Annotated in this window: 24 protein-coding genes; 4 read left to right on the forward strand and 20 right to left on the reverse strand. The window is 35.0% G+C overall.

Going from position 1 to position 26,721, the window contains the following annotated elements; genetic code table 11:
• Positions 1 to 10 precede the first annotated feature (10 nt).
• Positions 11 to 289 (reverse strand): DUF2087 domain-containing protein, encoded by a 279-nt coding sequence (locus H3R29_RS08330; protein ID WP_198202049.1) that lies wholly within the window; start codon positions 287 to 289, stop codon positions 11 to 13.
• On the reverse strand, positions 279 to 1,877 hold the full coding sequence (locus H3R29_RS08335; RefSeq protein ID WP_198202048.1) for an ABC transporter ATP-binding protein: 1,599 nt from the start codon (positions 1,875 to 1,877) through the stop codon (positions 279 to 281). Before H3R29_RS08335 ends, H3R29_RS08330 begins: the two co-directional genes overlap by 11 nt.
• Positions 1,878 to 2,017: 140 nt before the next feature.
• Between H3R29_RS08335 and H3R29_RS08340 the strand changes: the two genes are divergently transcribed.
• Entirely contained in the window at positions 2,018 to 2,863 is an 846-nt protein-coding gene (locus tag H3R29_RS08340; protein WP_198202047.1) for a helix-turn-helix transcriptional regulator, read from the forward strand.
• Here the strand turns inward: H3R29_RS08340 and H3R29_RS08345 are convergent.
• The 8 genes from H3R29_RS08345 to H3R29_RS08380 all read right to left on the reverse strand — a co-directional run bounded on the left by H3R29_RS08345 (position 2,860) and on the right by H3R29_RS08380 (position 11,348).
• A complete protein-coding gene (locus H3R29_RS08345) occupies positions 2,860 to 3,729 on the reverse strand; it encodes an ATP-binding cassette domain-containing protein (protein WP_198202046.1) in 870 nt (289 codons plus the stop codon). The genes H3R29_RS08340 and H3R29_RS08345 overlap by 4 nt on opposite strands.
• A 1-nt stretch (position 3,730) precedes the next feature.
• On the reverse strand, positions 3,731 to 4,993 hold the full coding sequence (locus H3R29_RS08350; protein ID WP_198202045.1) for a tellurium resistance protein TerC: 1,263 nt from the start codon (positions 4,991 to 4,993) through the stop codon (positions 3,731 to 3,733).
• Positions 4,990 to 6,108, reverse strand: coding sequence for an ABC transporter permease subunit (locus tag H3R29_RS08355; protein ID WP_122037075.1), 1,119 nt, complete (start codon positions 6,106 to 6,108; stop codon positions 4,990 to 4,992). Before H3R29_RS08355 ends, H3R29_RS08350 begins: the two co-directional genes overlap by 4 nt.
• A 353-nt stretch (positions 6,109 to 6,461) precedes the next feature.
• Positions 6,462 to 7,892, reverse strand: a complete 1,431-nt coding sequence (locus H3R29_RS08360; RefSeq protein ID WP_198202044.1) for a DUF4874 domain-containing protein — start codon at positions 7,890 to 7,892, stop codon at positions 6,462 to 6,464.
• A gap of 12 nt (positions 7,893 to 7,904) precedes the next feature.
• Entirely contained in the window at positions 7,905 to 8,915 is a 1,011-nt protein-coding gene (locus H3R29_RS08365) for a substrate-binding domain-containing protein (RefSeq protein WP_198202043.1), read from the reverse strand.
• Positions 8,916 to 9,197: 282 nt separating this feature from the next.
• Positions 9,198 to 10,031, reverse strand: coding sequence for a PTS system mannose/fructose/sorbose family transporter subunit IID (locus H3R29_RS08370; protein ID WP_046324039.1), 834 nt, complete (start codon positions 10,029 to 10,031; stop codon positions 9,198 to 9,200).
• Positions 10,021 to 10,854, reverse strand: a complete 834-nt coding sequence (locus H3R29_RS08375) for a PTS sugar transporter subunit IIC (protein WP_122025435.1) — start codon at positions 10,852 to 10,854, stop codon at positions 10,021 to 10,023. Before H3R29_RS08375 ends, H3R29_RS08370 begins: the two co-directional genes overlap by 11 nt.
• A gap of 2 nt (positions 10,855 to 10,856) precedes the next feature.
• Positions 10,857 to 11,348 carry a PTS sugar transporter subunit IIB gene (locus H3R29_RS08380; protein ID WP_198202042.1) on the reverse strand — a complete coding sequence of 164 codons (492 nt, stop codon included), beginning with the start codon at positions 11,346 to 11,348 and terminating at the stop codon, positions 10,857 to 10,859.
• Between the two features lie 166 nt (positions 11,349 to 11,514).
• Here H3R29_RS08380 and H3R29_RS08385 point away from each other — a divergent pair, with 166 nt between their 5' ends.
• Positions 11,515 to 11,907, forward strand: coding sequence for a hypothetical protein (locus H3R29_RS08385; protein ID WP_198202041.1), 393 nt, complete (start codon positions 11,515 to 11,517; stop codon positions 11,905 to 11,907).
• Positions 11,908 to 12,015: 108 nt separating this feature from the next.
• On the opposite strand, the gene H3R29_RS08390 is transcribed toward H3R29_RS08385, so the two are convergent.
• The 9 genes from H3R29_RS08390 to H3R29_RS08430 all read right to left on the reverse strand — a co-directional run bounded on the left by H3R29_RS08390 (position 12,016) and on the right by H3R29_RS08430 (position 22,214).
• Positions 12,016 to 13,587 carry an ABC transporter ATP-binding protein gene (locus H3R29_RS08390; protein WP_198202040.1) on the reverse strand — a complete coding sequence of 524 codons (1,572 nt, stop codon included), beginning with the start codon at positions 13,585 to 13,587 and terminating at the stop codon, positions 12,016 to 12,018.
• A 185-nt stretch (positions 13,588 to 13,772) separates the two neighbouring features.
• The gene (locus H3R29_RS08395) at positions 13,773 to 14,231 is read right to left on the reverse strand and encodes a hypothetical protein (RefSeq protein WP_198202039.1); all 459 of its coding nucleotides are present in this window, start codon (positions 14,229 to 14,231) and stop codon (positions 13,773 to 13,775) included.
• Positions 14,218 to 14,436, reverse strand: a complete 219-nt coding sequence (locus tag H3R29_RS08400) for a helix-turn-helix transcriptional regulator (RefSeq protein WP_370628045.1) — start codon at positions 14,434 to 14,436, stop codon at positions 14,218 to 14,220. The genes H3R29_RS08395 and H3R29_RS08400 overlap by 14 nt, the downstream gene beginning before the upstream one ends.
• Positions 14,437 to 14,558: 122 nt before the next feature.
• Positions 14,559 to 15,515: an NAD(P)-dependent oxidoreductase gene (locus H3R29_RS08405; RefSeq protein WP_198202038.1), complete on the reverse strand. Its 957-nt coding sequence runs from the start codon at positions 15,513 to 15,515 to the stop codon at positions 14,559 to 14,561.
• 16 nt (positions 15,516 to 15,531) lie between these two features.
• Positions 15,532 to 16,500: an amidohydrolase family protein gene (locus tag H3R29_RS08410; protein ID WP_198202037.1), complete on the reverse strand. Its 969-nt coding sequence runs from the start codon at positions 16,498 to 16,500 to the stop codon at positions 15,532 to 15,534.
• A 398-nt stretch (positions 16,501 to 16,898) separates the two neighbouring features.
• Complete coding sequence (locus H3R29_RS08415; RefSeq protein ID WP_198202036.1) at positions 16,899 to 17,114, reverse strand: hypothetical protein; 216 nt, start codon at positions 17,112 to 17,114, stop codon at positions 16,899 to 16,901.
• A 128-nt stretch (positions 17,115 to 17,242) separates the two neighbouring features.
• Positions 17,243 to 19,189: a M13-type metalloendopeptidase gene (locus tag H3R29_RS08420; protein WP_198202035.1), complete on the reverse strand. Its 1,947-nt coding sequence runs from the start codon at positions 19,187 to 19,189 to the stop codon at positions 17,243 to 17,245.
• Between the two features lie 241 nt (positions 19,190 to 19,430).
• Positions 19,431 to 20,921: a family 1 glycosylhydrolase gene (locus H3R29_RS08425; RefSeq protein WP_198202034.1), complete on the reverse strand. Its 1,491-nt coding sequence runs from the start codon at positions 20,919 to 20,921 to the stop codon at positions 19,431 to 19,433.
• 450 nt (positions 20,922 to 21,371) lie between these two features.
• Positions 21,372 to 22,214, reverse strand: a complete 843-nt coding sequence (locus H3R29_RS08430) for a helix-turn-helix domain-containing protein (RefSeq protein ID WP_198202033.1) — start codon at positions 22,212 to 22,214, stop codon at positions 21,372 to 21,374.
• A 144-nt stretch (positions 22,215 to 22,358) separates the two neighbouring features.
• Between H3R29_RS08430 and H3R29_RS08435 the strand changes: the two genes are divergently transcribed.
• Positions 22,359 to 23,606, forward strand: a complete 1,248-nt coding sequence (locus tag H3R29_RS08435) for an MFS transporter (RefSeq protein ID WP_198202032.1) — start codon at positions 22,359 to 22,361, stop codon at positions 23,604 to 23,606.
• Between the two features lie 596 nt (positions 23,607 to 24,202).
• Here H3R29_RS08435 and H3R29_RS08440 read toward each other — a convergent pair.
• Positions 24,203 to 25,066: a helix-turn-helix domain-containing protein gene (locus H3R29_RS08440; RefSeq protein ID WP_187156985.1), complete on the reverse strand. Its 864-nt coding sequence runs from the start codon at positions 25,064 to 25,066 to the stop codon at positions 24,203 to 24,205.
• Positions 25,067 to 25,185: 119 nt separating this feature from the next.
• On the opposite strand from H3R29_RS08440, the gene H3R29_RS08445 reads away from it, so the two are divergent.
• Positions 25,186 to 26,424, forward strand: a complete 1,239-nt coding sequence (locus H3R29_RS08445; protein WP_187156986.1) for an MFS transporter — start codon at positions 25,186 to 25,188, stop codon at positions 26,422 to 26,424.
• Positions 26,425 to 26,721 lie beyond the last annotated feature (297 nt).

Raw genomic sequence — 26,721 nt, forward strand, 5'->3', positions numbered from 1 at the left:
AAATTAAATCCTATTCCTTTACCCCAATTTCTTCATTCAGCCAGTAAACTCTGCCGTCATCCGTTCTGTTTAAAAAATGATTCTCAATTAGGTCTCGTCTTCTAGTAACATAGTCTGACACAAAGTGCATTAAAATCAGGTTCACTTCCTGCTCAGAATATTTTTTAGCTGGTTCAAATTTAGTTGCCAAATATTGTAAAATTAGCAGCCGGTTTTTAGCCTTACCAGGCCAAACTTTAACAACTCCATTATCATCAATATAGCGCATTAATACTTCTTTATTCTTCATTTTCTCCATTTAAATTAATTATTCGATCAAACAATGATTTTTCAGTAGCAGAAATTTTATGAGCCACTTCAATTACTGCCAAATTAGGCTTTTTTAATAACGTTTTATGAATTGCAAGTGACAGCTCTGGATCAAGGGCACTAGTAGCCTCATCTGCCAGCAATACGGGCCGTTCAGAGAGAAAAGCACGTGCAATTTCAATTCTTTGGATTTGTCCGCCGGATAAATTTGCCCCCTTTTCACCAACTTGATAGTCCCAGCCTTTTTCATCTACGAGCTCTGTTAGTCCCGCCGCTTCGACTGCTTTAGCCAAACTTGCTGGGGAAACCTTTCGACCTAATAAAATATTAAATTTGATTGTATCATCAAAGATAAATGGCTTTTGGTTGACGTAACTAAAATTATCGTGAGCTGCGGCCCAATTACCGGTAACATCTTTATCATCAATAAAGACATGCCCCTCACTGGGCTTAATTTTACCCAACATTAAGTTTAACAGTGTAGTTTTACCCCAGCCACTAGGTGCCATGAGTAAAATTTTTTCGTTAGGTGCTACCGTCAAGTTAAGATGAGCAAAAATCTTTCTTCCACCTTGACTATAAGTGGCATCTTCAACTTTCAAGCCAGTAAATTGACCAGTTTTCGCACTTTTAATACTGTCAGCTGAAAAAGACAGAGCCTGCTCTACTTTATTCCACATTGGTTTAGTAGACTTAATAGCATTTAATTGCTGAAAAATATTAACTATCGGATTAATAAATTCATTTGATAGTTGCACTATCATAATTAAGGTACCAACACCGATCTGTCCTTGCAGCATTAAGATAGCACCTACTAAAAATGGTAGTATAAAGCTGAAAATATCTGCGAAAGCCATAATGACTTCTCCCGCTGCAGCTTGTGTGAAGTTTAATGACTTCAATGCCTCTTCCATTCTTTTTGCACTGTTAACGACTTTACTAATAGTCGAACTTTGGGCATCGTACAATCCAACAGTTTGCGCTCCGTTTAGCCCGTCATTCACACTCTGGGTATACGAAACATTATTTGTCTCCCAGACTTTTGCTTTGGCTTGAATAGTTTTGGTAAATGCTCTTTGCACCAGTCCGGGAATTAAAGTAGTTACCATAAAAATTAATGTTAAAATCCAGGAATTGATTAAACCAACCACAACTGACAGTAGAAAAGAAGCTAATTCTGCAATGATCATTAGTTCATTTGTAGTCTTAGACGTTTCAATTTGTTTCAGATCGTTGGTCATCAGACTTAAACCATCCTTTTGTGAGTCACTACGCTGTTCAATCAGATAGCTCATCGTTTTCTCTTTAAGATAAACATTGACATCTTGAATAATAGAACACTTGATATAGCGGTATACAAAATTAGACAACATAATAATTAAGATTGTTGCAGCACCAATGCCAGCAATTTTAATTAAATTACTACTGTCGCCTTGACGATATTGCGCTGCATTTAACATGATCTTGGTGACATAAGCAATCACAACATTGCCAAACGCACTGACTATTGCTAAAAGTGTGTATGCACCTAATTTCCATTTAGGCGCAAATTTTAATGAAGATTGCATTTTTCTACTCCTTTTTCATTATTAAAACAGTTAAGATATTTTTTGATTAGCTATATTAAAGCATGACTAATTTTTGAATATCTTTCTTTTCTCATATATGAGAAAAAAGTGCCATAATATAGCAAAAAGGACAAAACAACATGCAATCAGGAATTGAATTTAAACAATTAAGAAGAAAACAGCATATTACGCTTAAAGAAGCAGCTAAAGGTATTTGTTCCATTCAAATGCTTTCTCGCTGGGAAAATAATCAAGGACACATGGATTTTAATCGGGTATTAAAATTGTGTGAAAAGCTTAGTTTATCCGCAACTGAATATATTGCGCTTGCCAAACTAGACCCGCAGGATCATATTGCACTTATTTTAGAAGAATCTTGGAGTAACCACGATAAAGACTATTTGGAAAAACTGGCTCAATCGGCATTAAATAAATACAAGTTAAGCCAAGATCCTTTTGATCTCGATTATGCAGCAATTGCCTGCAGTTTGTATTATAAAACTTCACAGCACAATATTTTTCCTATAGCCCAGCAAAATGAATTAAACCAGCAATTAAGTAAAATAACTGTTTGGGGTCATGAATTTCTTTCACTATTTGCCAATGTTATCCCTATTATTAGTCCCAGAATCATTTACCAAATTTCTGTTCAGGTTATCAATAATATTTCTTTTATTAGAAAAGCAGGAGAAGGTACATTTCATTTTGGTATAGCAGCACTATTTGAAGGTGTAATCGGCTTAATTACAAATAATCAGTTTAAATTTGCAGATAAACTGCTCACGCAAATAAATCAGATTGACTTACCAGATAACGAAATGTTGCTAATTGTTGGACGCAAATTTTTAAATGCAATTCTCACCTTTCACAATACTGCCAATGATGATCTAGCTGTTTCTATCATTCATTTTTTAACCAGTATGAACATGCAAACTACGGCTACTTACTTTTTACAAATATTAAATCGGGTTAAAGCTCTAAACTAATTATAAAATTTGTTAAATAAGTCTTCGATATCAATTCTTTCAACCGAATACTGAATATCGGCTTGCATTAGGTTTGCTAGCAGCTGAGTCAACTTATCCGGAGTAATTTCTGCCAAAGGAACCAGTAGCAGATTATTGGGCAGAGTCTCGTAATGATAATCAGATAGCAGCTGAGTAGCTTCAGGACTAGACTGCATTTTTAAATAACGCTTTTTTTGCTTTTTATTGTCTAAATCTTCAATGATATGTCCCTTACCCATAAATAAGACTCTATCAGCATACTGCTGCAAGTTGGACAAAAGGTGTGAGGCCATAATGATCAGCTTCTTTTCCTTTTTTAATTTAAGAAGTATCTGTGAAATTAAAGCCACATTCTGAGGATCAAGTCCATTCATTACCTCATCTAACAGCATTACTGGAGAATCAGCTGCTACTACCATGGCAAAGCAAAGTCTCTGTTTCATTCCCAAAGAATATGTCTGCACTTTCCGATCGACATAACTTTGCATTTGCAAGTCTGCAATAATTTGATCGACAGATTTAGCAGAATTGTGCCAAAGATCAGCATATAAATTAAGATGGTCCCGTCCCGTCATGAAAGGAAATAAATCGCTTTGCTCGGGAAAAGAGCAGATTTGCTGGTGCAATTTTATCGTATCTTTTTGACTTTGATAACGTGTACCTTCATACTCAACAAACCCTTTTTGCGGTGTTAAATTATGCAAAATAACATTAATCAGAGTTGACTTACCTGTTCCATTAGGAGCAACCAAGCCAACTATTTCACCTTGTTTAAATTTGAGGTTAATGTCATCTAAAACAACATTTTTCCCAAAAGCCAATCTGACATCTTTTAGTTCTAACATTTTAATCACCCCGCCTAACTAAAGGAATACTTTTAATTTGGGTAAACAGAAACAGTAATATTTCGATGGCAAGCATAGCTATAAGTAGTGGCCCTAGTCCTGAGTTAAAGCCCCAACCAGGAGTATCCATTAAATAAGCTAAATTGCCTGTAGTGCTGTCACCAATTGAAAAATAAGTCATGGGCAGCTTCTCCAACACTGGATGAACAAAGCCCATTCCGAATGAGAAGTACAGTACTTTGGCACTGATGGCAAACAGACTACTGAGCATCCCTGCCACATAATCATTACGAAAAGTCAAAGACAGCAAAATTGTGAGCCTGATAAAAATAAAGGAAACAATGATTGCAAAAATAATGAATTGCAAGTAATACATACCCAGCGTTTCCGTTTTAAAGATAAGTTTGAAGTTAATCCGCCCTAAATAGGCGACTGTATTCAATTTTAATGACCCCATACCATATTTAGGTGCGATACAGAGAAGAGCTATTACACTAGCTACAATAAAATCTAGTAGCACTCCTACTTCGACAACCCCTGTTTTAAGCCAGAGAATGGTTCGTTTACTTAAGGGAATATTTTCCAGTACCGTATAATATTTCCGGTCATTAGTCACAATATCAGCAGCAAAAAAGCAAACTATTACTACTAATATTAGAACTGTCCAGCCAGAAAGCGAATTTTGCATTACCTGCAAAGCCGTGCGCTCTTCTAGAATATTTTTATTCAGCGGCGTTTGCCTGTTCTTTTTACCAGCTAAAAGTGCATTGTATAAATGACGCGTGCGCTGATAACCAAAATGCCCATCCTGTTGGTAATTATTACTTTTATTATAAGCAGCTGGATACAAGAAATTTTGGTTTCCTTCTATATGAATCAGATTATCAATATATTGATAACGTCTGCTAGCATACTTAGTATATGTTTGCAAATCATTTTTCTTTAAAGCCCTTAAAAGCTGTTTATCGTATGCTAAAACTTTTGGATATGTACCAACCGCATCTATCGCACCCTTACTGGGAAAATAAAAATAACCCGGTTTATTGGAATAAGCTATCTCTTGCCGTGCTACTTTGAGAAAAGCTTTATCGTCAATATATTCTTTTTGAATTGGTTTAGCATCGACTTGCTCAATTACTTCATGATTGGGCACACTGACCAAACCAAAATAAAGAGACATAATAATGGTAGCAATAAATAGACCAATATTTTTAGGATTGAGCAAAAATGCCTTTAATTGGAAAAGAAAATAACGCCATCTCATCGTGCAGCCCCCTTTTTATTAACCAAGTACCTAAACCAAACTACACAGACAAGTGACCAAATTAACAATATTACTGCTGCGGTGGCAAAATTTAGTCCTGCAAATCCAGTTTTACTTGCCACAGTGCCGTTAAGCACATCATTAACATTTAAGTATACAGACGGTAGCCAAGTAATGGCTTTAAGCAACTTGCTCGGTAAATAAGATAAAACATAAAGGGCAATGCCAATAAAGGTACTTAAATAAACATTTTTGGTTAGTTGGTTAAGAAGCAGCGTCAGACTGGTCACAAAGACCACCAAGACCGCTGTGTAGAACAAAAAGATTAAACAATCCAGCCATATAGGAATTGCCCTAATTTTATTAAAATAAAAAACATTAGGATAATTCAAACTGCGAAAGCCGTTAAGAAGGCCGGCAAACAGATACGCGCCAATTAAACCAATAATTAATGGTATTAAAGTTAAAACTAGATTAATCATTGTTTTACCTTTTACTTCATCTTCTACGCGATACGGAATGTTACGTAAAACCGTTTCATGATCTAATTTAACCATCCACACATCATTAGCAATAAGCAAGATATAAAAGAAGATCAGGACAGCTATGAAGTTCACAATATAAATTAAATAAGTTACGGATACTTTTGAGCTCATTGCAGGTGGTATATGATGCTGATAAAGATATTTATATGTAACCAGTCCCTGACGCAATTGGTATTTAGGGGGTACATTTAAGGTACTGGCACCCAAATAATTATTTTGATAACCATCAAGCATAGTTTGAAATAAGTTAAGTGAACTCTCTAAATATGTTTGTGGCGACTCTAAAACTTCACCATTTTGCAGGCTGGCAATACAACCTTCCTGGGCGTTTAAATTGTCATAAGTTTGCTTATATTTTTGCTTACGTAATAAGTTACCGTTAAAGTAGCTGATATTAATTTCCAGTGAGTCATAATATGACTGCCACTGACGGTAATTGTCGCCCAGATTCTGATTTCCAACTAATAAAACGAAGAAAACCATGAACACAATTAAGGCTCCCATTAGCAGAATGTTTTTCTTAGATTTGCGTGCAATATTGAAATTGGCTTTAAAATACGTGCTCTTCATGAATAATAACACCTGACTTTATGAAACTCACTAGAAACCGGTAAAAGTAATTAATAATGATTTTATCATATTTTAATCAAATTTATTATTGCTTCTAAAGGATAATGGCTTAATTTAAAACAAAAACTAAACTCGTCTTTAATTTACATCAAGTAAAAAAAGCCGCTGAATTAACGTTTTAAGACGTAATCCAGCGGATTTTTAATGTTTAATTATAGTAATACGTATTTAATTAAGTGTCAGCAAATAATTATAACCATCTGCAAAATTAATATTATTGGCCAAGCGATTTCCCGTATTACTGTAACCAGTAAATTTAAAGGCTAAATGCTTTTTTCATGATAATTCCTCGGTCATAATTTAAACCAATTGATGCCATCTGCCCACTGACATTCATTAGCCAGACGTGCCGTACTACCATTAGTAGCAAGCAGTTTGACTCCGACTTTGTCAGGCTGATCAGATTTAGTCAATGGAATAACCGTAGTTATTTCATTATTAGTTTGTAAAGTACTTTTTTCTACTAAAGCTTTACCAATAACATCCTGCTGTTTATTCACAGCCAGCAATTCTATTTTTGCCAAAGCTAAAGGTGCAGCAAAACCTGTATTTTTCAGTGTCAGGTAAACTGCGGCATTTAAAGCGGAATTATAGCTAATTTGTGTAGTCTCTAGGCGATAGCCTAAATAATCACGTAAATATTCAAAATAATTTCGTTTAATTGGCTGCTTTTTCTGATCCCAAAACCATGAAGATTGATATGGCCAATGCTTTTCATCTAATAAATCCGGTGTAACAGGAACATGCTTCCAATATTCAAATGAACCTGTTTGAGGGAATTTAAGCCCTTCTGATTTGCCAGTTCTCTTTAATTCATTTTCTAGCGTCACGTTAAAATATGAATTAGTTTCTATTTCATGATAATTATGCGCAATACTCAAAGTAGTGAAATGATTCTCAACCATTCTTTGCGTCATTAATTCTGGAGCGACATATTTTGTTTCTAAATACATAGGATTGGCAAATAACCAAATGCTTTCCCCATCAACAACTGTATTTTTGGATTCTCTTAATAGTTGCTGGTATTCATTAGATTCATGATTTTTACCAGCCGTATTCCATTCGTGGTCAATACCAATTAGAAAATCATCATGAAAGCCAATTCGCTGTTCATTCCATTTTTCAGTAACATTTATATTACGGTTTTTAATATTTAAGTAGCGTACTTGAACCGTCAAATCTTGGGGAGAATTTAACAACAAACTATGAAGAATTGTTGATTCATCAGTAGTATCACGAGCATGTTGCGACCACTCACCCCAAGGGCCAATGATTCCTGCTTGTAAAGCGTGAATCTGCCTGCGGTGTTCCTGCAGCCAACCTGATAACTGCTCCAAATGCTGCTGTACCCTGTGCACACTAGGAGCTTGTCTATAAGGCCTCTTATCTTCAGAAATATATGCAAAACGCAGCAGTGCCTTTAAGTTTAACTTAGCAAGTTCGTCAAAAAAGGCATTCATGTGGTTAAAAGCTTGTGCATCCAGCGGTTTATGTTGATAACCTGTTAAGTAAAAATAAACCTGCACTATTCGCGGCTGATCATCGGTATACAGTGACGCTTCTCTTTTCAAAGCAGCAATAGCATCTTGATCAGCATATTCATAAATGCTCTTACCTGTTTTTACATCTAAATAAACTTCAAAGCGAAAGCCACGATCAGGATTTATTAATAAAGTCTTAGTCTGATCTCCACTTAACTGCTTGGGATAATAATTTGACATCATTGGCCTCCAATATTAATTGCCAGTACTTTCTCGCAAAATTAGTTTAACTTCTAATAATGTTGTAGCGGCGCGCGTCTTTTTTTCTATTATGTCTTCTCTAATTAAATGGACAGCAGTTATACCCAGGTCTTTTTCCGGAACAGAAACTGATGACAATCTGGGAATATAATATTGCGCCATTTGAATATTATCGAACCCAATAATATGGTAATCGGCAGGAGCATGAAAACCTTTTGTATGCAATTCCTGCATTATTCCAATTGCCAATTGATCATTTCCAGCTAAAATTCCTTTGGGTAAAGTAGGTAATTGTGCAATTTCTTTACCCGCCTGGACGCCATCTTCAATGCTCCAACCCGGAGTAAGAATTGAACACTCATCTTGATCATGCAGTTTCATCCACTCTCGGTAGCAATTTAAACGAACCTCACCTTTTGCTTGAGTTTTTTCTCCTTGCAAATTAGTCATATAACGGGGACCACCAACATATACAATATTGGTTTGAGCAAATTTTTCTAGTTGTGTTAAAGCTTCTTTTACTCCGGCAGTTAAATTAGCATTAACCAGCTTGACGGAATTATTTTTATATCTTGCTTCAATAATGACGATATTAGAGTTTAATTTTTTTAGTTCGCTAATGGCTGATTCGGACAAGCCGCCGATAACAATCACGCCGTCCCAATAATACAGTCCATCCCAAAATGAACTATCCAAAGAGCTATTTAAATAATAGATAGAACTCAATGTCATTTTTTCTCTTTTGAGTTCTTCAATGATTCCCTGTTTTATTTGTTGGTAATACGTATATTCTGCTACTTGATCCAAGTCCATAGTTGTTAATACACCAACAACTGGACATTTTTTACTTTTATTTTTGATATGATAATTTAATTTTTTTGTAGCCGCTAAAACTTTGGTCCGTGTTTGATCAGTAACACTTAAAGAAGTGTCATCATTTAATATTCGTGAGACTGTACTTGCTGAAACACCTGCTAACTTAGCTACCTGTCTGATATTAGCCATCTTATCTTCTCGTCTTTCATATTTGGGTGTTATAACAGGTGCTATTAATATAAATTTCTTAAAAATATAAACTTTTAGAACCTGATATTCTACACATAATTGTTGCTATTACGGCATTTTTGCAATTATGATAACAAATATTTTTTGCAGTTCAAAGAAAAGACGGTTGTATTATTATTGAAAAATACATCCGTTTTTTCTTACTTTACCTGCTTAAATTTAGTAATATGCTTTTTCTCAGCAGATAATCTGATTACTTATTAATTTCTATATTTCATGCTATTAAGCAACAACTTTCAAGTTGAACAAAACAATAGCCAAGATTAGAACAAACCAAGTTGCTCTAGTCGAGTTCATATGCTTACGATCCAGCAGCCAATAAATAAAGGCAACTAGCAAAACTGGCAGAAGCGATGGCATAATCTGATTAAAGATATCCTGCAGCTTCATCGAAACTTTCCCAGCTCTAAAGATGAACGGAATCTTTAACGTAATAACAGTTGGAATCAAGGCTCCTACAACCGTTACCCCCAGCAAAGTTGCTGAATCAGTCAGTGCATTAAGCTTAGAACTCATTGAAGTAACTAAGTTGACACCTTGCTTGTAGGCAAATGGCATCCAAGTATACGCCCAAATGTAGAGAACGCCTAGTGCAACCATCCATAAAATAGCACCAAATGGGTTACCTTTAAGGGCCATGTATGATGCAATCGCACCAAAGATAGTTGATTGAACGGTACCTAATAAGGTGTCACCTACGGCAGCAAATGGTCCCATAAGACCAGTTTTAATACCTCTTACACCGTCAACTGACTTAATACCCTCTTTTTCTTCAAGAGCAATATCGACACCTTGGATAATGGAACCCATATGCGGACTAGTGTTAAAGTATTCAGACTGCACCCGCATCATTTTCTTCATATCTTCAGGCTTGTCACCATACAACTTACGTAAGATTGGCATTTGTGAACCAACATAACCTGGAGCCATCATAGTTTCGTAGTTCCAGCTTAATGCAGAGGTAAAAATCCAGCGTAAGTTAGCGCTACGAATATCTTTTTTAGTTAACTTATGACTTTGTTCCGTCGTAGTCTTTTCTGTAGTATTATTCTTCATCACCGGTAATTACTCCTTTATCATCAATACCCATTTCAGCAGCTTTTTGTGTATCTAAGCCATTACTGTCGCCACCAGATTGGTTCTTATTATGAATGATAGAATTATAATGATTAATGGCAAAGCCGACTCCGATCAGCGCAACACCAAGCATTGGCACATTTAAGTAAGCAGCAGCTACAAAGCCAAAAATCATGTACGCACCAAATTTCTTAATAGGCAGATAATGCATTAAGATGGCAATACCAACAGCTGGTAACATAGTTCCGGCAGATTTTAATCCACCCATTAACCATTGTGGCATATAGTTCAGCACATTTTTAACAAACGCTTCACCAAAAATTAGCACTAATAATACAGGCACTGACCGTGAAAGCCCCCACGGAATAGCCCCATAAAGACTATTTCGTACAACAGCTTTATCATCGTTACGATCAATTGCCTTATCAATTCTGTGTGCAAAGTAGGTATTAGCAAAACGAGCCAAAATATCAAGTTGCACCATCAATAGGCCAACAGGAATAGCAACACCAATACCGTAGTTAATTCCTTTTCCTGAAATATGTGCAATTGCAGTACCTATGATTGCTCCAGTGGCATAATCAGGAATCGAAGCACCACCAAAAGTACCGACACCCAATATCATTAACTGTAATGTTGCTCCTACGGCCAAACCTAATTTCATATCGCCGACAATTAGTCCTGCAATTAATCCAGCATTAACTGGGTTACCAAAACCAATACCAACTGTGACAATTTCATTGATTTGGAAGAAAGCGAACAAAGACAGCAAAATTATTTGAACTACACTCAATGAATTCATTATTATTTCTCCATCCGTTTATTTAATTCAGACATAAAGTCCTCTCTAGGATCGTTCGGGACCATCTGATGGTAAAGCTTTACTCCCCGAGCATCAAGTTCCTTAAAAGACTTTATTTCTTCGTCATTTACTCCCACGCTCTTGAACAGTTGCAGTCTGCCTTCACCACTTGGCAAGTTACCAACGTTAACTTCTTTAATTGGTACTCCTGCATCAACCATCTGAACCAGAGCTTCCGGTTCACGTGTTATAATAAATATTTTTTGGTCGGCGTAACGGCCTTGAACAATATTGTTACTTGCACGATCCGGTGGCAAAATACTTAAAGCTGCCTGGGTAGGACGAGCTAATTTCAAAGCAGTTTTTTCCAAGTCATCTTTAGATACTTTATCGCCAACGACCATTAATCTTTCTGCTCCTAATTGCCCAGTCCACACACGAGCTACTTGACCATGAATCAGACGGCTATCAACTCTGACATTTACTAACTGCACAATTCATTACCTCCTTCTTGTTATCGCTTACATCAACTTACACTAAAATTATAGTTTATATATTTTGTTTTGTAAACATAATTTTTTTTAGTAAACAACATTGACATTGATTTGTTTTATTAATAAGCTAATCTTAAACAACTATTATTAAAGAAAGCGTGCCGGTATGATTACAGTTCAACGATCAAAAAATAATATTTCAATGGGTAAACCTACAACTGTAATAGTCAATGGTTTAAGAGTAGGCAGTATCGCTGCAGGTTATGCTTTAAAACTAAACTTAAAAAAAGGAGACACACTGCAACTCACCCAAGGCGGTCTAAATCGCTCGCCCAAAATGGTTATTAATAAGACTGACGCTCATTATAAAGTTATTCCTAATCCCAAATCCTCAGTCTTAATAGCTGTCATGGTCGCAGCCTTATTGTTAATTCCGCCAATGATTAAAAGCTATGTTTCTTTTTCACAAAACGTTTCAGCTATTATTATTTTTTTAATCTTTTTACTTATTGAATTAGTTTTCAATTTCCGCTGTGGTTTACTTATCGAAGAAATTTAATTAAGTGTCAGCAAATGTTGCAGTTTTAACTTTTATATGCAAAAAAGCTTATTTTCTTTTTCAGAAAGTAAGCTTTTGTTAACTATGGCTCTTTTCGAAATATAAATTCTAGATATAATCATTGAAATCAATTACGGCATCATAACGCTTCAGTTCTGCCGGTTCATAGTGGTGAATAACCTCAATGAAAGTAAAGTCTGAGTCAAACAGATAATTATGAATTGCTTGAGAAGTAGCCTTATCTAGTGAGGCATTGACTTCGTCCAGTAATAAAATTGGTCGTTTGGCTAAAATTGCCCTTGCTAATTCAATTCGAGCTAATTGCCCGCCAGATAATTGGTCGGCATTATCACCTAACTGGTAGTCAAAGCCTTTTTCTTTAACCAGCTGTCCCAATTCCAAATGTTCGCAGACGTCTGTAACTTTTTCTCGCGGGATATTCGCACCTAACGTAAGGTTAAACCATAATGAGTCGGCAAAGATAACCGCACTTTGGCTTGAATATGCAAACAGGTTGGTAAAAGTACCAGGTTTAACAGCCTTTTGATTAAGCAGTTCTTCTTCTGCCTGACCGTAATCGCCATACATTAAATATTGGAGCATGGTAGATTTACCAGAACCAGAAGGTCCAATGACCGCAACCTTTTGTCCTTTGGCGACTGCGAAATTGATTTGATTAGCCAATTCTTTACCTTGTCGTTTTAAAGTCAGATCTTTTATTTCTAGTTGCTTAAAGTCGTCAGTGACAACGCCATTTTGCGGTTTTTGTTCTCCTTTAGCAATAAACTGCTTGATCTTGTTAACAATACCCTTCGTGGTCGATAAATTGTTTCGTTCATTTAAAATTTGCAGGATAGGATTAACAAATGAGTTAGAAAGCTGGGTAATGGCAAATAAAGCTCCCAAAGTTATTTGACCATTGACTACCAATAATGTCCCAAAAGCAAATGGTAATAAAAAGGCACTGGCAATCGCGATAACATTAAGGTAGGTATTAGTATTATTATTCAGCACATTCATTTTGGCCAGTTTTTCTTCCAAGCGATTAACGACACGCTTATTTTGCTTAACAGCATTGTCTTGCTTGCCGTATAAATTAAAAGTTCCGGTGCCAGCTAAAATATTTTTAGTTTGACTGACATACTTGTCGTTAGCCTTAGTCCAATCACCTGAAGCCTTTTGAATTGGTTTTTGAAAAAAGTTGGAGACGATTGTAGGGATTGCTGAGCCCACGAAATAAATTAAGGTAACAAACCAGTTTAAATATAAAGCATAACCTAGCGCTAAAATAACGGTATAAGCATAGATCAGCATTTCAATTTCAGCTTCATAACGATTAGTTTCTAATAACTTAAAGTCGTTAGTTAAAAAACCTAAATCAGAGCTGTCTTCTTCTTTATTTAGCAGCATTCCTTTCAGTACTTTAGATCTCAACTTAGTGTTAATTTGCTTAACTGCATCGGTTTTTAAGTAATTAAATAGTAAGCCTGAAATTAAGATTATAGTCAGCGCTACTATGATCTGCAGCATTAAAGAAGGTAAAGCTGAAAATTGTCTCTTAGTTGCCATATTGATCAAATTACTAAGCATATAAGCAGCAAAGATATTTAAAGTACTGTATATCAAACCGAAAACATTGAGCCAAAAGAATTTTAAATGTGAATAGTTATGGTAAATCATTATTTTTCTCCCTCAGTTTTGTTAATAATTTTTTCATTCATAAAGATGATAAATTAATTAAACTTGAGAAAGACTTTGATTACAATACTATTTGACTAAGAGGTCACTATCAGGAATGTAAGTGGGACAAATTTTATACTAAAATGCAGAACCAGTTTTATAACCCTGTAAATATTTAGACCTTACTAATTTCTAAGTTCATTAGTAATACCCATAATTACCTCAATTAATAATAATAAGTTCCATAAAACACTTAAAGTAGCGGCAATGGTTATCAATATTATGACCAGTGTCGTAAACCCTTGAGCTTCATACATGAACGCCGCCCCAATCAGAAAGACCAGGCTCAGAATATAAATTAACCAGTTAGCTATTTTATACATTTGGTGATCAGTTTTCACTGCAATAAACTCATCACGCTCATCCTCATCATCTTCATCTGTACCCACAGTTTTGGCTTTATAATAAAGATAAAAAGCAAAACTAATAGCAAAAACTGCATAAATAATATTTTTCGGTATATCGGTTTGCCTGCGGTGCTGCAGAACCTCTAAACTGATCAGCACTAACTCAAGAAGTGCTAAAAATGTAAAAAAGCATGCTGCGAAATAATATTTGATCTTTCTTTTCTTATTCTTCTTCATTTTCTATATATTCCTGTAAACAAAATAAGGTTGCAATATCGGTCCTAAAAACTTGCGCTAGTTTATACGCCAAGATGAGTGAGGGCTTGTATTTACCATTTTCTACTGAGATAATCGTTCGTTCAGTGACACCCACTTTGACAGCAAGTTCACGTTGCGTTAAGTGCAGCTTTTTTCTATTTTCCTTAACTAAATTTTTGATAATCTCACCTTCTTAACAATATGAAGTTTGCTTCATGTAGTTAACTTCATATTTTATTACAGTAAAAGAAAAAAGCCAAGCAAAAACTTGGTTTTTATTCATGATTATTTTTACTAATTAAAAAATTACTTATTAACTTGGTTTAATGGCTTATGATCCCGTAAATATGAAATGAGATTTTGTGAAGCCTCAGCAGCAATATTCGTGCGGGCAGACAGTGTTCCTGAACCTGCATGAGGTGACAAAATTACATTATCCAGTTCGCACAAAGCTTGTGGCACCTTGGGTTCAGTTTCATAAACATCTAAACCTGCTCCAGCAATGTCCCCATTTTGCAATGCGGCAATTAAATCATTTTGTTTAATTAGCTTACCTCGGGCGACATTGATAATATAAGCTGTCTTTTTCATTTGCTTAAATACTTGAGCATCGAAAACGCCAGTCGTAGAAGGAGTTGCCGGAGCATGCAGGGTAATCACATCTGCTGTTTTAACAAGAGTAGCAAAATCCACGTAATGAACATTCTTCTTTGCTTCTTCTTGAGAACTTAAACGATGTCTATTATGGTAAATAACTTTCATACCAAAAACTTGGGCATACTTTGCTACCGCAGATCCAATGCGGCCCATACCATAAATACCGAGCGTTTTTCCCTTGAGCCCTGTTCCCATATTTTCCGGCTGAGAAACACTAACCCATTTTCCTTCACGAATGGTTTTATCATAAAAATGCAGGCGTCTTACGGTTGCTAAAAGTAAGGCAAATGTCATTTCAGCAGTGGGAATGAGGACACTTTTAGGACAATTGGCCACAACAATACCTTTTTGCTTTGCATAATCAATATCAATGTGATCAAAGCCAACGCCATTAGCAGTAATAATTTTTAAATTAGTGCCGGCATCTATTAATTCACAATCGCCTTTCATTCCAGTAAGTATCAACCCATCGTATTCAGCTAAATGCGCTAAAACCCACGCTCTACCAACTGTTTCTGGTTTACAAGTTACTATGAAATTCTTTTTTAACTTCGTTAGACCTGCATCTGGAACAATTCCAGTTACCAAAACTTTTGTCTCTTTCATTTCCTAGGGCCTCTTATCATTTTTTTAAAACAGGATCTGCGCTATCACGCATTGCCTGCACATTTTGCGGCTTAAAATAAATGCGGTTAGCATTATTATACATGACATCTTCTAATTCTGCCTCAGTGAAAATATTAGTAGCTGCCAGCCAAGTTGCTAAATTATGGTACGAATTAAAAGTTGATGACAACGGGGAATCTGTGCCCCAAAAAATCCTTTTAGCCCCCAGAATCTTTTTGGCTAGTGCAACATCTTTTTGGCAACGAGGAAACGGAAAATCAGTTTCATTTTCAATATCTTGAATCGCTGAAATTTCCGTAGTGATATTAGGATACGGTTGCCATTGTTCTAAAGCATTTTCCAAGCGATTCAAATGGTCGGCATTGGGAAAAGACAGATGGCAAACAACAAAATCCAGTTTGGGATATCGTTTTGCCAAGTTAACAATTGCTTCTGGTTCATAGCTAATTTGCCTATAATTACCATAATCAACAGCGATCACAAATCCAGGATAATCCGCAAAAAAGTGAAAAAGTTTGCCTAATTCAGGTGCAGTATCCAAACGAAATGGTTGATGGTAGCCTTGTAAGCCACCGCCCTGACTAATTTCAAATTTAATTGCTCTGAAACCCAAGTCTTCCACATGACGCCTAACAATTTTCATTGCATCATCTGCAAATGGGTCTACTGAAAATGCCGCAATAAATTTCTCAGGGTACTTTTTAACAGCTTGATAAGAATAGTAATTTTGAAAGCCATACAAACTGCCTTGCAGTAAAACTGCTTTTTCTACTTCATTTTCCTGCATTACTTTTAAAGCGGATTCCGCCGTAAAGTCATGATCACCCCAGCCATTAGGGATTAGCTTGAGAAAAGTACCATTATCCCATATTGCCTTGCCATTTCCTAAAGGTGCCATTCGCCCTTGACCGGATAAGCCTGCAATTGAGCGCACCAGGTGAAAATGCCCGTCAATTTTTTTCATTGTAATTATCTCCTTGCAGATATTCTTTAACGCAATAAATTTAAATAATGTAATTATCTAAATGCCAAAGACGCAACATAATATTAATATAAGAAACCATTATACTTCATCTATATTAAGCGAGCAAAAATACCTGACACTATTTAATACATGTCAGGTATCTGTCTTATCTATTGTCTGTCATTTTGATTATTGCAGCGGCAACTTCTTAAGGGCTGTTTCCGTTGAATATAATGAAATATTCCAAAGAAATAACTTGTGAACGTTTATTCTGAGAAAAATACTCTTTTGTGCGCTAGGTTTCTATGAGCTGGTTCAAAAATAAAACTAGCAGCTTTCCTTTTCCGATTGCATATTTATTTAGGACAATTTTAATAGCACAATATTCCCTTTTTATCTTACTTATCCCTTGTCAGTTTTAAAATTACACTGACCGCTGTTGCCGCAATAGCAGCTACAATTAACCAGCCAAGAGCGTTTTGCGGTCGGTTATATGCAATAACCGGGCCCATACTCCACAACTGATTGTTAGAGATAGCAACTGCAAAAATACCAATCACAACAAGCCACAAAATAATCGCCAATATAGTAGTTAGTCTTTGAATATTTTTCATTATTATTTTCTCCTGCCTAAAAAATTATTTTTACTATTCTTCTAGCATCACGTGCTGGACTTATATCTGTTTTAGCACAAAGCAGGAGCTGATTTTCTTAAAAAATACTTAATTTATAGTATCAAATTTTACCAGACTTGTACTCGTTTATCCGGATCAAGCCACATGCCATCTCCTTCTTTAACATTGAAAGCCTGATAGAATTCCTCTTGACATTGTACCTGCACATTTGCTCGAGCCTGAGAGAGTGCATGAACATCAGATGCGGCGACTAATTGCCAAAATTCAGGCTTAGCGTTTGTTGCCCAAATTCGCGCATAGTTTTCAAACAAAGTTTTGGCGTCTCCACCTTCTTGCTTATTAGCTGCAACAGCTACTGTCAAGCCACCCTGATCACCAATGTTTTCTGAAACTGTTAATTTACCGTTGATTTTGCTCGTACCGACCTCAACACCGTCAAATAGCTTAATTTCAGCTTCGACCCTTTTATTAAACTCGGCATAGTCTTCATCAGTCCACCAGTTTTTCATATTACCTAATTCATCAAATTGAGCACCGTTGTTGTCAAACGCATGCGAAATTTCATGACCTACCACTGCACCAAAACCGCCATAATTAGCTGCTCGATCTTGGTGTAAGTCATAGAAAGGCTTTTGCAGTAAAAGTGCTGGGAAGGTAATGTCATTACTTGGCGGATTATAACAAGCATTTGGTTCTACCGCCGACATTATCCAAAGTGATTGATCAACCGGTCTGTTAATATCTGCAAAGTTATCCTTAAGTTTAATTTGATTATTTATTTTAACATTACTATATAGGCTGCCACCCTCTAGAGCTGGTGTTACCTTGAATTTGTCATAGAACCCTTGAACATGCTCTGGATAGCCGATTTTTAAGACTAAAGTATCTAGCTTCTTTAATGCCTTTTTCTTAGTAGTATCTGACAGCCAAGTATTCTTTTTTAAATGATCTTGGTAAACAGCAATCATATTCTTAACGATTTTAGTAGCATCAGCTTTGGCTTCAGCACCCAAGTATTTTTCACCATAATATTGACCAATGACATCGCCAAATAATCTGACCGTCTCATCATAAGCAAAACGCTCGTCTGTAACTAAAGAATCTATGCCGTACATTGCTTTTCTTAGTGGCAGTATTGCCTTTCTAAATTTACGTGATAAATATCCAGCTGCTTGATTAATAAAATATCCGATTAGCCAACCCTTTAATTCAGAGAAATGTTGTTCATTAAACAATTCATCAAATTTAGCTAAATAGCCTGGCTCAGTAACATTAATTTTTTTAGCAGTTTCAAGTCCATTTTCTTTCATCAAAGCAGCTAAATGAATATTTTTACTCTGGTTTTCAAATTCTGTCATACCCATTGGATGATAGATATTTTCAATTTTAGAATTATACTCTGCTGATTGGTAAACCTGCGCCAAACGCTGATCCAATTTAACTGCTCCTGTGGCGTATTGTTCAGCTTCATCCTGCTTAATACCACTCATTACCAACAAGTTAATGGTTTGCTTTTGCCAAACATCAAGCAAGTCGGCAGTTTTTTCATTACCATAATAACTGGTATCGGCCAAAATCAAATTTTGCCGGTAAAAAGTGACAATATTTAGTTGTGCATCCTTAAAATCTGGTTCCACTTCAAACTTGAAGGGCAAGTTATCAGCTAGCAACAAATTCTTCAAGTTCTCATTGACATCAGCTAAATTATTGAGACTGGTTAAAAAAGTCAAGTCTTCCTTAATTGGAGCGGCACCGTCAGCGGTTCTTTTTTCTTCATCTTCAGCTACCCGGTAAAATTCAACTGCTTTGTTAAAGTTCTTAACTTGGGGAACTGGTTTTTTACCAGCAATAAAAGCAGAAAAATCTTTTAAAAGGTGTTTACGCGTTTGTTTATCTGCTATATCAAAACTACTAATCCACGGCTCACCTGCAGGGACAGGATTGTCCTTTAACCACTTTGAATTTACAGCCAAGTAAAGGTTATCTTGTTCACGGGTATTTACATCTGGCTTAGTAGTATCGCCAAAGCCACCACGAATATTAAATTTAATCATTTGTTTTTCTCCTCTAATTAATCTTTTTCTTATACAGATAATACCTTCAAGGAGTGAGACAAGTTAAAAAGTGTCATATATGAAATTTTAATTTTTTTATTAAAAAGTATAAAAATTCGGAGCACGTGTAAAATTGCACACAAAAAAGGCCTATTTTTTTAAAATAGAGCTTTTTAATGTAGCTGAAACCAATTTTTAGCCTAAAATTTACTGAATTAATTGCTTTCTTACAAGGATCTGGCTAATTAGATAAATCTTCACCGTTAGAAGCGATGACCTTTTTATACCAGTAAAAAGAATCCTTCGGGGTACGCTTCAAACTACCGTTTCCTTGATCATCCCGGTCTACATAAACGAACCCATATCTTTTAGACATCTCACCCGTGCCAGCAGAAACCAAGTCAATACAGCCCCACATTTCATAACCCATAAGGTCAATTCCATCTATATCAACGGCTTCTTTCATAGATTTAATATTACTTTGTAAGTAATCAATTCGATACGGATCATGAATCTTGCCATCTTCAGTGACTTGATCACGCGCTCCCAAGCCGTTTTCAACAATCCAAAGCGGTTTATGATAACGATCCCACAATATGTTAAGAGCATAGCGCAATACGTAAGGGTCGGTTTGCCAACCCCACTCACTACTCTTTAAGTAGGGATTTTTAACACCTGCTACAAAATTGCCACCGGTTGTAGCAGCTTGATCCTTATGAACTGTAGTTGTAGATGAGGAATAGCAGGAAAAGCTTAAAAAGTCGGCTGAATATTCTTTCAGTAAATCGTAGTCTTCTGGACAATCATCAAGCTTTATGCCATTTCTCTTATACTCTTCAATCTTATATTCTGGATACCTGCCACCAGTTTGTACGTCAGAATAAAACAGAAAGCTGTGCATGTCATTCATAACTTTTATCTGGTCTGCAGGATCACAAGTATACGGATACTCTGCTGAGAAAGCGAGCATTTGACCAACTTTATTATAAGGATCTATTTCATGACCAGCCTTTACTGTTAAGGCGCTTGCTACAAACTGGTTATGTGCAGCTTGAGCAATATCTTGAGAAGTTGGATTTAAAATTCCACCTGCCATATAACCTGAAAAATTTAAGGCGTTAATTTCATTAAATGTCAACCAATATTTAACTAGACCTTTATAACGCTTCATTACCGTTTCAGCATATCTAGTAAACAGGTATATTAATTTTCTATTCTTCCAGCCGCCATATTTAATCGTTAAATTTAGTGGCATTTCATAGTGTGACAAAGTTACCAGCGGCTCAATATGGTACTTTTGCAGTTCTTCAAAAACAGACTGATAGAATTTTAGGCCCTTCTCATTAGGCTCTTCATCATCGCCATTAGGAAAAATTCTGGTCCAGTTGATAGACATTCTAAAGCATTTAAAACCCATCTCAGCCATTAACTTGATATCTTCTCGATAATGATGATAAAAATCCGTTGCTTTATGACTAGGATAGTAATACCCATCAAGAACAGCTGGCACAGCATTCTCAGGAAAGTTCATCTTATCAATATCCATGCTTAAAGGCACATATCCTGTTTCCCCAGTCTTAGGGTTTTTCCATGTTATTTTTCTAGGATTTTCATAGGAACCCTGTGTGATCACATCTGCAGCACTAAGTCCTTTACCGTCAACATCAAAGGCTCCTTCATATTGGTTAGCGGCAGTCGCGCCACCCCATAAAAAATCTTTTTTAAAGCTCATTTTTATACCTCGTCTCTGTACTTAATCTTGCGAAACACTTTGTTCTTTTTCATAAAGCTGCTTATCGTAGGCTTTAAAGAAAGGATACCAATACCCGTAAAATCAAGCCAATAATAATTATTCCAGCGTAGAATTTAATACTTAATTTCTGCTTCAAGCTTGTCATTACTATTTCTGAATTATACTAACTTCTCGCACCACTTTAATTATAATGAAGATTATGCAAAAAATGGCAATGTTACTAAAAATACTTGGGTACTGATGGCGTGAAACCTAAAATCAGGTAGTTTATAGCTGTTAGCTAATAGCTAATTCTTACTATTTCGAATAAATTGTTTCCACTAACATATACCATAGTAAGAGTTTTTGTTTAGTTAATTAATCATAAAAAGCCCCAAAAGCTGTTTAACTTTTGGGACTTACATCAATTTTTATTTAAATACGATATTTTTATTTTTGTTTTTCAAAAAATTTATTTATTTCCTTGCCATATTCAGGCATTCCTAATAAAGAAAAATTTTCAATTGCCTTATGACAAATCCGTAAATATTTATCCTTAGCGTCATAGTGATACATAATCATGTTTTCAAGTAATACTATGACATTTTTATAGAAGAACAATTCTGGTTTGGTTGATATTTGATTTGCTGCCTTAATTAGAAATTTGGTTTCATCATACTTTTTTTCTTCAATGCACTGGATTAACAAATTACCAATAACACTTAAAAGCATTTCTAAAATTTTCACATCATTTGATCCTTGAAATTGTTTAATTATCCCTCTAGAAATTATCACATTACTTTCTACATCATAAAACATCATAAAATTACAATAAAGGACTAACGTAGATTTATCAAAATTGGGTCTACTAAAGATCTTATCTTTTAAAGCTTGCTTTTCTTTATCATTTAAATCCTCGTTGTTTACATCCGCAATATAAGCATCTAGATAAAGTAGATCATCTTCTTTATTAGGTAAATCACTTTCTTTAACAATCTCCTTCAATTTTACCAATTCATTTTTGGCATTGCGATAATAAGCATCACATATTACATCCATTAACTCCTGCTCTTGATTGTAACCATTCTGCTTAGAATTATTTAATTCGCTAAAAAAATCAATTAAAGAAACAGAATTATAATTTAACAAACTTATTAAGTCTTCTGCAGATATACGATGGATTCCCTTCTCTACTTTAGAATAATAAGAAGGGCTTACAATATTTCCTATCCATTCTCGTTGCGTTTTTTCTTTATTTAAGCGATATTTTTTTAACAAGTTACCAATAGTCATGTACTCCTCCTCTTATTTCCAATATAACATTCCCATTTGACAAAAAATTTCGAATACGAAACTTTTATATTTTTTATTATAGTCAAAATATACTGTAAATATCATTACGAAGAAATAATATTTGATGAAGGAGAAACAGAAGTCATGGGTATCTTTTTAAAAAATAAAAATTATAGAAAATTCACGATTGCTAGCTGGTTATCTGGAGCAGGCAATATTCTTTTTTACCTGGCTCTTATGACCTATGCCAGCAAATTACAAAATTATTCATTAGCATTATCTTTAATAGCTATTACTGAATCTCTCCCAGATTTAGTTCAAAGCCTTAGTGGTTACTTGGCCGACAGAACGCATAATAAATATCGTGTAATTGTCTGGCTTGCTATTATTCGTTTCGCATTGTATATGCTAGTTGGCATACTCTTTGCAACCAACATTAACGGTTGGAATCTTGTGCTAATAGTTATTGGACTTAATTTTATATCTGACCTTTCTGGTATGTATTCTGGTGGCTTGCAAACTCCCCTAATTGTTGGCTTAGTCGGGGAAAATGAAATGGCGGAAGCACAAGGCTTTACCAGTGGTATCTCGCAGTTAATTACATTAGCTGCACAATTTATTGGATCTGGTCTCCTACTTTTCATGTCTTACTCAGAATTAGCAATTGTCAATGCATTAACTTTCTTAGCGGCTGGATTAATTTTTGCCAATATAGGCTCGAAAGTTCGTAAGCAACACATTCAAAAAGAAGAGGTTAATGATCAGAACTTTTTTACAACAATCAAGTCTTCACTTAAACAAGTACGACAAGCACATGGGCTCTTAACCATCGTTTTAGTTGTGGCTTTACTTAATGGCTTACTTAGTTCAATAGAACCGCTAATTTCAATTGTTATCGCTGGTCATAAAAGTATGCTTATTGGCAACTATAGCTTCACAATCGCACTCTTAGGAGCGGCAGCAGCTATTGGATTAGCTTCAGGTAGTGCAATAGGTACTAAACTCTTAAAGAATGTTTCACTTTTCCAGCTTTCTTTATTATCTACTGTTAATAGTGCTGTTATGGCAATTGCTATTCTAAATAAAAATATTGTATTTTGCCTTATCCTAATGTCAACCCTTGGATTTTTAGCTGGTACAAGTAGTCCTAAATTAATGCAATGGCTAGTTGTTTCAGTAGACCGCAAAATTTTAGCCTCTTCAGCAGGACTTTTAAATACGATCTTAACAATTGCAGGACCAGTAATGACGACGTTTTTTACATCTATTGCTGGAGCAATCAATGTTAATTATGCACTTTATGGCGTTTTAGGACTTAGTGTCATAGTTTTCACTACTACTTTGCTTGTAATGATAAAAGTTAACAAGATAAAACAAGCAGAACTTGCATAATAATTTCTAACTAACTTTTTTCATTAAATACTTTATACTAATTGCAATAAGGAGAAGAAACTGCCCAAGTCATTGTTTCATCATTCAAATAAGTAAAAAAGGGTTTATTAAGGTAGTTTATTCCGAAGATTAAAAATAGCAATCACCCCTAACTAAGTTAGAGAAGACTGCTATAGAATTAGTAATTTTAATTTAAACTAGCTGATTTTACGATCTCTAAACATGTAGAAAACGCCAAGCAGCATAAACACTACTAATAGTGTAATAAATGGTGGGAATAAGCGGCCAAATCCCTGTACTATTCCAAATCCTAAGAGGGTTATTACAGAATACGAAAGCAGGAGTATCCCCCGATTCTGTTTTATAAATTTAAAAAAGGGCTTATCCTTATAAATTTGTGCAAGGCGAAACATTGCGGTTATAACTGCAACAAATAATTGTTTATGAAATTGAAACCGTATAGCAAAAGGGAAGACTGATTTAACAGCCTTCCCTTTTTTTCGTTACCTGGTAATTTCACAATTAGACCAATTATAAATTCAAACTTTTACCATTTAATATAACTGTATCTAATATTCAAAACAACTACATATTTATTAATCATAATCGACTTTTATATTTTCATAAAAGAACTTTTCTACCTTTTTACCATACTCTGGCATACCAAGCAAAGCTAGATTTTCAATTCCCTTTTTACATTTAGCTAAATACTTTGGGCTGTTTTCATCATGATAAGCAATTATATTGATAAAAATCAATAGCATGTTTTTATAAAAAAACAGCTCTGGTTTTGACTCCACTTCAACTGCTATCTTAATAAACGGTTTAGTTACTTCATATCTTTTTTGTTCAATGCATAAACTTAGTAAATTAGCTATTATTGCCAATATTATTGATTGAATCTTTGTATCTGCACTATTTTGATACTGTTGCATAATCCTTTGGCAAAGTAAAAGATTACTATCTATATCGTAAAAAGGCATAAACGAACAATACATAGCTAACTTACTTCTATCAAACTTTGTCGTATTAAAAATTTTTTCTTTAATCGCTTCTTTAGTTTTTTTATCCAAACTATCTACATCATCATTTAATAATGCAATATAAGCATCTATAGTAATTATTAAATCATTATTAGCAAAAATATCATTTTCAGTAATTAGGTGTTTTAATCGTAATAATTGCGCTTTAGAATTTTGATAATACGCATCACCTGCCAGCCGCTCAAAGATTGCTTGTTGCTTATGTCGTAATTGAGCTTTACTATTTAATTTACTAAAAAAATCAATTGGCGAAACATTATTAGCCTCTAACAAAGCAATTAAGTCTTCTGCTGAAATACGGTGAATATTTTTTTCAACCTTAGAATAATACGAAGGGCTGATTACGTTGCTAGCCCATTCTTTTTGAGTTTTGCCTTGTTCCAATCTGTATTGTCTCAATAATTCATATATCTTCATTAATTTACCTCCTTCTTTCTTATTTAGCCAAAAAAATTCGAATTCGCCATTTTATCATTTAAAATTATAAACCCAAATATAATAAAAATAGCGTTTATAAAGAAATAGGAGGCATAGTTTTGGATATTTTTTTAAGAAATACAAATTATAGAAAATTTTCTTTAGCCAGCTGGTTATCAAGTGCCGGCAACATACTTTTTTATCTAGCTCTTATGACTTATGCTAGTAGACTTAAAAATTACTCTTTAGCTCTTTCTTTGATTGCAATTACAGAGTCTTTACCTAATCTAATTCAAAGTCTTAGTGGGTATCTAGCTGATCGGACAAAAAACAAGTATCATGTCATTGTTTGGCTAGCAGTAATTAGATTCGCACTATATATGTTAGTAGGGTTATTATTTGCAACTAACATATCTGGCTGGAATTTAGTATTACTGGTTATCGGACTTAATTTCATTTCAGATCTTTCGGGTAAATATTCAGGAGGCTTGCAAACTCCACTAATAGTTAGTCTAGTTGGTGAAAATGAAATGTCTGAAGCTCAAGGCTTTACTAATGGCATTTCACAGCTAATTACTATGATCGCACAATTCGCTGGGTCTGGCCTTCTACTATTTATGTCATACTCAGGATTAGCAATTGTTAATGCCATTACTTTTTTAGTAGCTGGTATCATCTACGCTAACATTGGTATGAATGTTAAAAAACAAGAAGTAAATAATCAGCCAGAAGAAGTTAACACTCAAAAATTCGGAGCAACCATTGTTTCTTCACTTAAACAAGTTAAACAAGCTAATGGCCTCTTAACGATTGTTTTGGTCATCGCTTTGCTTAATGGCCTTCTTAGCACAGTCGAACCACTAATTTCAATTGTACTTGCTGGCAATAAAAACATGTTAATTGGCAATTATAGTTTTACAATAGCTGTGGTTAGCACTGTTGCAGCTATTGGCATGGCATCTGGCAGCACAATTGGTACTAAGATATTTAAAAACACTTCATTATTTTTAATTGTCCTTGCAGACACTATTGCTACTATTACTTTAGCTATTGCTATTATTTATGGAAACATTTTTGCTAGTTTATTTTGCTTAACAATATTAGGATTTTTGGCTGGTATTGTAAGCCCTAAATTACTACAGTGGCTTGTTACTACTGTTGATCGTAAAATTTTATCTTCATCTGTTGGTTTGTTAAATACAATTTTAGTGATGGCTGGCCCTTTAACCACTACAGTTTTTACAAGCATTGCTAGTGCAACTGACATTACGTATGCTCTATATGGAATCATCATACTGGGTATTGTAGTTTTTATTACCATTTCAATTGTATTATTAAAAATCAATAAAGCTGATTAAACTTTGCGCCGAACCAATAAACACCTTTTACCTGCGTCTGGGGCGACCCGAAAGAATCGCTTTTTTGTTTCTTTTTAAAAGACAAGCGTGCCCTAAAAAGGACTAACTCCGATTGAATATCGGAAGTTAGTCCTCAGTTAGCAGCTAATATAAGTGTCCTAAATTTGTGGGGGCACTTCAGACTCATTACTTTTTATATTAATTTTATTCTGTTACTTCTTTTTCTATATTGGCTGGCGTGACATCAGCTGCTGTATTCACTGGCTTTAAATGTTTACCAAAAATATATTTAGCAGT

This window comes from Lactobacillus sp. M0393 (assembly GCF_016102025.1).
GTDB classification, from domain to species: domain Bacteria; phylum Bacillota; class Bacilli; order Lactobacillales; family Lactobacillaceae; genus Lactobacillus; species Lactobacillus melliventris.